2 rRNA genes are annotated in these 3,113 nt (G+C 53.1%); both read right to left on the bottom strand.

From position 1 onward, the window contains the following. Nucleotides 1–78: ribosomal RNA gene (gene rrf, locus GM298_RS23190) — 5S ribosomal RNA — on the bottom strand; the annotation flags it as partial. A 70-nt stretch (nt 79–148) separates the two neighbouring features. Next, nucleotides 149–3,051, bottom strand: a 23S ribosomal RNA gene (locus GM298_RS23185). Nucleotides 3,052–3,113 lie beyond the last annotated feature (62 nt).

The following is a 3,113-nucleotide window of genomic DNA, read 5'->3' as shown; positions in this document are numbered from 1 at the left end:
ACTACCATCGGCGCTACGGCGTTTCACTTCTGAGTTCGGCATGGGGTCAGGTGGGACCACCGCGCTAAAGCCGCCAGGCAAATTCTGTTTAATCTGTATCAAAGCTGAAACTTGTGTCGTCTCTTCGCCAAAACACCTTCGGCGTTGTAAGGTTAAGCCTCACGGTTCATTAGTATCGGTTAGCTCAACGCATCGCTGCGCTTACACACCCGACCTATCAACGTCGTCGTCTTCAACGTTCCTTCAGGAGCCTTAAAGGCTCAGGGAGAACTCATCTCGGGGCAAGTTTCGTGCTTAGATGCTTTCAGCACTTATCTCTTCCGCATTTAGCTACCGGGCAGTGCCATTGGCATGACAACCCGAACACCAGTGATGCGTCCACTCCGGTCCTCTCGTACTAGGAGCAGCCCCCCTCAATTCTCCAGCGCCCACGGCAGATAGGGACCGAACTGTCTCACGACGTTCTAAACCCAGCTCGCGTACCACTTTAAATGGCGAACAGCCATACCCTTGGGACCTACTTCAGCCCCAGGATGTGATGAGCCGACATCGAGGTGCCAAACACCGCCGTCGATATGAACTCTTGGGCGGTATCAGCCTGTTATCCCCGGAGTACCTTTTATCCGTTGAGCGATGGCCCTTCCATTCAGAACCACCGGATCACTATGACCTGCTTTCGCACCTGCTCGAGCCGTCACTCTCGCAGTCAAGCTAGCTTATGCCATTGCACTAACCTCCTGATGTCCGACCAGGATTAGCTAACCTTCGTGCTCCTCCGTTACTCTTTGGGAGGAGACCGCCCCAGTCAAACTACCCACCAGACACTGTCCGCAACCCGGATTACGGGTCTACGTTAGAACACCAGCCATTAAAGGGTGGTATTTCAAGGACGGCTCCATGCAGACTGGCGTCCACACTTCAAAGCCTCCCACCTATCCTACACATCAAGGACCAGTGTTCAGTGTCAAGCTATAGTAAAGGTTCACGGGGTCTTTCCGTCTTGCCGCGGGTACACTGCATCTTCACAGCGAGTTCAATTTCACTGAGTCTCGGGTGGAGACAGCCTGGCCATCATTACGCCATTCGTGCAGGTCGGAACTTACCCGACAAGGAATTTCGCTACCTTAGGACCGTTATAGTTACGGCCGCCGTTTACCGGGGCTTCGATCAAGAGCTTCGCGTTGCCGCTAACCCCATCAATTAACCTTCCGGCACCGGGCAGGCGTCACACCGTATACGTCCACTTTCGTGTTTGCACAGTGCTGTGTTTTTAATAAACAGTTGCAGCCAGCTGGTATCTTCGACTGATTTCAGCTCCACCCGCAGGGGCTTCACCTACATATCAGCGTGCCTTCTCCCGAAGTTACGGCACCATTTTGCCTAGTTCCTTCACCCGAGTTCTCTCAAGCGCCTTGGTATTCTCTACCTGACCACCTGTGTCGGTTTGGGGTACGATTTGATGTTACCTGATGCTTAGAGGCTTTTCCTGGAAGCAGGGCATTTGTTACTTCAGCACCGTAGTGCCTCGTCATCACACCTCAGCGTTAAAAGGTACCGGATTTACCTGGAACCTCCGCCTACATGCTTAAACCGGGACAACCGTCGCCCGGCTAACATAGCCTTCTCCGTCCCCCCTTCGCAGTAACACCAAGTACAGGAATATTAACCTGTTTCCCATCGACTACGCCTTTCGGCCTCGCCTTAGGGGTCGACTCACCCTGCCCCGATTAACGTTGGACAGGAACCCTTGGTCTTCCGGCGAGCGGGCTTTTCACCCGCTTTATCGTTACTTATGTCAGCATTCGCACTTCTGATACCTCCAGCAACCCTCACAGGCCACCTTCAACGGCTTACAGAACGCTCCCCTACCCAACAACACATAGTGTCGCTGCCGCAGCTTCGGTGCATGGTTTAGCCCCGTTACATCTTCCGCGCAGGCCGACTCGACCAGTGAGCTATTACGCTTTCTTTAAATGATGGCTGCTTCTAAGCCAACATCCTGGCTGTCTGTGCCTTCCCACATCGTTTCCCACTTAACCATGACTTTGGGACCTTAGCTGGCGGTCTGGGTTGTTTCCCTCTTCACGACGGACGTTAGCACCCGCCGTGTGTCTCCCGTGATAACATTCTTCGGTATTCGTAGTTTGCATCGGGTTGGTAAGCCGGGATGGCCCCCTAGCCGAAACAGTGCTCTACCCCCGAAGATGAGTTCACGAGGCGCTACCTAAATAGCTTTCGGGGAGAACCAGCTATCTCCCGGTTTGATTGGCCTTTCACCCCCAGCCACAAGTCATCCGCTAATTTTTCAACATTAGTCGGTTCGGTCCTCCAGTTAGTGTTACCCAACCTTCAACCTGCCCATGGCTAGATCACCGGGTTTCGGGTCTATACCCTGCAACTTAACGCCCAGTTAAGACTCGGTTTCCCTTCGGCTCCCCTATACGGTTAACCTTGCTACAGAATATAAGTCGCTGACCCATTATACAAAAGGTACGCAGTCACACCCGAAGGTGCTCCCACTGCTTGTACGTACACGGTTTCAGGTTCTTTTTCACTCCCCTCGCCGGGGTTCTTTTCGCCTTTCCCTCACGGTACTGGTTCACTATCGGTCAGTCAGGAGTATTTAGCCTTGGAGGATGGTCCCCCCATATTCAGACAGGATACCACGTGTCCCGCCCTACTCTTCGAGTTCACAGCCTGTGCATTTTCGTGTACGGGACTATCACCCTGTACCGTCGGACTTTCCAGACCGTTCCACTAACACACAAGCTGATTCAGACTCTGGGCTGCTCCCCGTTCGCTCGCCGCTACTGGGGGAATCTCGGTTGATTTCTTTTCCTCGGGGTACTTAGATGTTTCAGTTCCCCCGGTTCGCCTCGTTAACCTATGTATTCAGTTAACGATAGTGTGTCGGAACACACTGGGTTTCCCCATTCGGACATCGCCGGGTCAAAGGTTCATATCACCTCGCCGGCGCTTTTCGCAGATTAGCACGTCCTTCATCGCCTCTGACTGCCAGGGCATCCACCGTGTACGCTTAGTCGCTTAACCTCACAACCCGAAGATGTTTCACTTCTGATTGCGAAAATTTGAGAGACTCGAACACACATAAC

Source organism: Enterobacter sp. HSTU-ASh6 (genome assembly GCF_026319105.1).
GTDB lineage: Bacteria > Pseudomonadota > Gammaproteobacteria > Enterobacterales > Enterobacteriaceae > Enterobacter > Enterobacter sichuanensis.
The sequence above is the reverse complement of the archived record's forward strand: the minus strand, read 5'-3'. Positions and strand labels throughout refer to the sequence as shown.